General features: G+C 65.0%; 4 protein-coding genes and 1 pseudogene. 4 read left to right on the forward strand and 1 reads right to left on the reverse strand.

Translation table 11 applies throughout. The features are described 5' to 3' along the window. Positions 1-262: 262 nt before the first annotated feature. The 4 genes from VMD50_RS24095 to VMD50_RS24110 all read left to right on the forward strand — a co-directional run bounded on the left by VMD50_RS24095 (position 263) and on the right by VMD50_RS24110 (position 4,339). Positions 263-2,614: a nitric-oxide reductase large subunit gene (locus VMD50_RS24095; RefSeq protein WP_325431483.1), complete on the forward strand. Its 2,352-nt coding sequence runs from the start codon at positions 263-265 to the stop codon at positions 2,612-2,614. Between the two features lie 3 nt (positions 2,615-2,617). After that, a complete protein-coding gene (locus VMD50_RS24100; RefSeq protein WP_325431485.1) occupies positions 2,618-3,244 on the forward strand; it encodes a hypothetical protein in 627 nt (208 codons plus the stop codon). Beyond that, positions 3,241-4,038 carry a slipin family protein gene (locus VMD50_RS24105; protein WP_325431487.1) on the forward strand — a complete coding sequence of 266 codons (798 nt, stop codon included), beginning with the start codon at positions 3,241-3,243 and terminating at the stop codon, positions 4,036-4,038. Before VMD50_RS24100 ends, VMD50_RS24105 begins: the two co-directional genes overlap by 4 nt. Before the next feature lie 73 nt (positions 4,039-4,111). Beyond that, positions 4,112-4,339 carry a PE/PPE C-terminal domain-containing protein gene (locus VMD50_RS24110; protein WP_414686154.1) on the forward strand — a complete coding sequence of 76 codons (228 nt, stop codon included), beginning with the start codon at positions 4,112-4,114 and terminating at the stop codon, positions 4,337-4,339. Between the two features lie 6 nt (positions 4,340-4,345). Here the strand turns inward: VMD50_RS24110 and VMD50_RS24115 are convergent. Further along, a pseudogene (locus VMD50_RS24115) lies at positions 4,346-4,558 on the reverse strand (hypothetical protein); the annotation flags it as partial.

The raw sequence follows: 4,558 nt of genomic DNA on the forward strand, positions 1-4,558 counted from the left end.
GCTCGGGGCGGAATGCGGCATCGCGGTCTCCTTTGCTGGCGAAAAGAGCCGATCATCGTTGGTACCAACCCAGCACGCTATTGAGAAAGAGTGCCGCTGACCCAGGGCATTGGGTCCCGAATTGGGTGCCATTGGTCCCTATCGACCGGTACCGTCAGGAAATACTGCCGTCGGCGCGGCCAAGCCGAATCGGATGTTTAGGGCGGTGTCGCCGCGGACGACTCAGCGCGCGGTTCACCGATCCGAAGACGGGAGATACCTGATGACCGCTCAACAGTTGCCGTCAGCGCCGCAGTCCGATCAGCCATCGTCTCAGCCCTTGATCGCGCGGGCCTGGGTCCAAGGCGTCGCCCTCGTGATGATCTTCAGCTTTCTGGTGATGGGCATCCTCGCCTACCGCACCTACTCGGCGTCGATGCCGATGCCACAGAACGTTGTCACCGAATCCGGCCGGACCCTCTTCACCGGTGACGACATCACCCGCGGCCAAGAGCTCTACCAAGCCCGCGGGCTGATGGAATACGGGTCGGTACTGGGCCACGGCGCCTACCTGGGGCCCGACTACACCGCCGAATACCTACGGATGGCAACCGATGACGTCACCGATCAGTTCCGCGCGCAAGGCGTGTCCGATCCGCGAGACCGGGTGGTCACCGAGTTCCGGACCAACCGGTACAAACCCGCCACCAGGACACTGGTGTTCACCGAGCGCCAGGCCGCGGCTTTCGACCATATCCTGAACCACTACGCGGCCTACTTCGGCGAGAACTCAACAAAATACGGGCTACTGCCGGGCATGATCACCGAGAAGGCGCAAATCCGCGACTTGACCGCGTTCTTCGCTTGGACGGCATGGGCGGCGGCCGCCGAACGCCCGGGACACAAATACAGCTACACGAATAACTGGCCGGCCGAGCCGCGGGTCGACAACGGTCCGACCGCCGCGGTGGTGGTGTGGTCGACGCTGTCGCTGATCGCGCTGCTGGGCGGCATCGGAATCATGTTCGCGATCTACGGGCGCTGGAGCCAGAAGGTCGGCTGGCACAGCGCCGAGTCGTCCACGCTGTCGTTCCGTCAACCCGGTGAGGTGAACCTGACGCCGGCCCAGCGGGCCACCATCTGGTTCTTCGCAATCGTGTCCGTGCTGTTCCTGGCGCAGACCCTGCTGGGCGCCGCCGCCGAGCATTACCGCGCGGATTTGTCGAATTTCTTCGGCCTGGATCTGGCCCGGGTGTTGCCCTACAACCTGGCCCGCACCTGGCATGTCCAGCTGTCACTGTTCTGGACAGTGGCGGCGTTCCTGGGCGGTGGCATCTTCCTGGTGCCATTCATCGCCCGCCGCGAGCCGCGCCGCCAGGGGACGCTGGCGTATGTGCTGCTGGGCGCGGTCGCGGTGGTGGTATTCGGCTCGCTGATCTGCGAGGCGCTCTCCATCTACGGGGTCATCCCCGGGGGCAGCCTGTTCTCTCAGCAGTGGGAGTACCTCGACCTGCCGCGGCTGTGGCAGCTCCTCCTGATTGTCGGGCTGTTCCTGTGGATCGCGATCATCTGGCGCGGCATGCGCGCCAGGCTCAAGGGCGAGTCGAAGATGAACATGCCGTGGTTGTTCTTCTTCTCCGGGCTGGCGATCCCCGCCTTCTACACCGTCGGGCTGCTGGCCAGCAGCGGCACCCACTACACCGTCGCCGAATTCTGGCGCTTCTGGGTGGTGCACCTATGGGTAGAGGACTTCCTCGAGCTGTTCACCACCGTGATGGTGGCCTACATGTTCGTATTGTTGGGCGTGGTGCGCGAACGAGTCGCGCTGGGCGTCATCTTTCTTGACATCATCCTGTATTCCGCCGGCGGCGTCATCGGCACCATGCACCACCTGTACTTCTCCGGCACCCCGGTGGAGCACATGGCACTGGGCGCGTTCTTCTCAGCGGCCGAGGTCATTCCGTTGACCTTCCTCACCGTGGAGGCCTGGGCGTTCCTGCAGCTGGGTGCCCGCCAGCAGGCCGGCGACAGCCGGCCCTTCCCCCATCGGTGGGCGGTGATGTTCCTTGTCGCCGTAGGATTCTGGAATTTCCTTGGGGCCGGTATCTTCGGGTTCCTGATCAATCTGCCGGTCGTGTCCTACTACCAGATCGGGACCGCACTGACGGCCAATCACGCGCATGGGGCGATGATGGGCGTCTACGGCATGCTCGCCGTCGCGTTGGCCATGTTCGCCTTCCGCTACGTGATCCCGGCAGAGAAATGGCCGGAGAAGCTGGCACGAACGTCGTTCTGGTGCATGAACATCGGCCTGGCGTGGATGGTGTTCGCGACTCTGCTGCCGCTGGGCGTGCTGCAGCTCTACCACTCCGTCAACGACGGCTACTTTGAGGCGCGGTCACTGGGTTACATCACCAAACCCGGAAACGCGGTGATCGAATGGATGCGGATGCCCGGGGATGTGATCCTCATCTTCGGGGGGGTGCTGCCGTTCGTATGGATCGCCTGGACCGCTTTGCACAACTTCCGCTCCGTTACGATCGTCGAGGAGTTACCCGAACACCCGCTCTACAGCGACTCCGGCGCCGAACTCGCCGGGACGACAGTCGATTCCAGCGCGCCGGCGAAGGACTGACCGATGGCGCCGCCGACCACCACGGTGTGGCTGATCGCTGGATACTCAATCGCCCTGTTGGCCACCGGATGGAGTTTCGACGCGATGGCGCGACGGGCGTCGGCGCAGGCGGCACGATGGCGCACGGGCCGGTTCCGCTACCGGCCCGACCACGACGCCTGGGTGTGTCCACAGGACCACTGGTTGTGGCCCAGTTCGTTCGACCCGAAGCACCGGGTCATGCGATATCGGGCGCTGCCCGTGGTGTGCAACAGTTGCCCCGTCAAATCCGGCTGCACCACTTCAGATCACGGCCGCGAGATCAGCCGTGAGATCGACCCGTGGCCGCATTCGGACGCCGGGCGTTTCCACCGCGGCATCGCCTGTTGCGTCGCGGCGTTCGGCGCGGTGCTGTCCTCGGCGACATTGATCACCAGCCATTCCGCAGCTGACGTACTGGTTTTGACGGGCACAGCGCTGGTCGTCGTGCTGCTCGGACTGCCACTGGCCCGGCACCTGTGGAACACTCCGTCGAACGCTCCGGAACATCTGCCGCACCGCACCGCTATCGAGGACCGGGTGGCGGCCACTATCGACCGGTATTCCACCCGCTGGGGAAGTTGGGAAGGTACGGAGGGCAAGCCGTCATGATCGCAGTTGTCATCGCCGTCATCGCCGCGGCGATCGTGTTACTGGCCGTGGCCGTTTTGCCGTCGCTCGCCGTGCTGCGCGAGTACGAGCGCGGTGTGGTGTTCCGGATGGGGCACGTGCGACCCCTGTACCATCCGGGGCTTCGCTTCCTGATTCCCTTGGTGGACAAAATGGTTCGGGTCGACCAGCGACTAGTCACGCTGACCATCCCGCCGCAGGAGGTGATCACCCGCGACAACGTGCCGGCTCGCGTCAACGCTGTCGTCATGTTCCAAGTGACGGATCCGCTCAAAGCGATCATGGCGGTGGAGAACTACGCGGTTGCAACGTCGCAGATCGCCCAGACGACCCTGCGTTCGCTGCTCGGGCGCGCCGACCTCGATACCCTGCTGGCACACCGCGAAGACCTCAACAGCGACCTGCGCACGATCATCGAGAAGATGACGGAACCCTGGGGCGTCGAGGTCCGGGTGGTGGAGATCAAGGACGTCGAGATTCCGGAGTCGATGCAGCGGGCGATGGCACGCGAAGCCGAAGCCGAACGGGAGCGCCGCGCGAAAGTGATCAACGCCCGCGGGGAACTGCAGGCGTCCGAGGAGCTGCGGGAAGCGGCCGAGACCCTGTCGAAGAGCCCGGCCTCGCTGCAACTGCGTTATCTGCAAACGCTGTTGGAGTTGGGCGCGGACCAGAATTCCACGGTGGTTTTCCCGTTGCCGGTCGACATTATCACCCCGTTCTTGCGGCATCCGGAGATATTGCATGGCGTTGTCGACAACTTCTCCCATCGTGGATGATCGCCGGGCGAGTGAGCCTCTCGGCCGGCGGAATACACCACCGGAAGCAGCTGACCTATAGTCGCCCGCGCCGATGGGATCGGTGCCTGCGGGCTGGACCGCACCGCCGAGCGGGCCCGTCACGCCATTGTCAGACGGCGGTTCAGCCACCGTGGCCGGGCCCGACCCAGCCGCCGGATCCCCAGGGGGGACGCCCGGCCTGCCCGGGCTACCAGGGGGCACGCTGTCGCGGGCCTCAGGTGTCGTCCCCCGGTACGGCGCGCGCATCACCGTGATGGCGCGACCGCCCGCGGCCGGATGACAGACGCTACACCGGGGGCGGCTGGGACGGTGCGATCTTCCAGTTGTCCGGATTATTGGCGGAATACACCACCGGGAACAGCTGGCCGATTGTCGGCCATTGGCCGACGTCGACCGCCATGCGCTGATACACGGCGTGCTCGTTGACGGTGGGCCCGTTGATCACGCCGGCGATGGTGACGAATTGCTCACCGGTCGCGTCCGGTCGCGGGCTGACCCC

The organism is Mycobacterium sp. (assembly GCF_035506235.1).
Taxonomy (GTDB): Bacteria; Actinomycetota; Actinomycetes; order Mycobacteriales; family Mycobacteriaceae; genus Mycobacterium.

Bases quoted from the DNA above. Each gene is read 5' to 3' on its own strand.
- VMD50_RS24110 (WP_414686154.1), top strand. From the start codon at position 4,112: ATGGGATCGGTGCCTGCGGGCTGGACCGCACCGCCGAGCGGGCCCGTC.
- VMD50_RS24105 (WP_325431487.1), top strand. From the start codon at position 3,241: ATGATCGCAGTTGTCATCGCCGTCATCGCCGCGGCGATCGTGTTACTG.
- VMD50_RS24100 (WP_325431485.1), top strand. From the start codon at position 2,618: ATGGCGCCGCCGACCACCACGGTGTGGCTGATCGCTGGATACTCAATC.
- VMD50_RS24095 (WP_325431483.1), top strand. From the start codon at position 263: ATGACCGCTCAACAGTTGCCGTCAGCGCCGCAGTCCGATCAGCCATCG.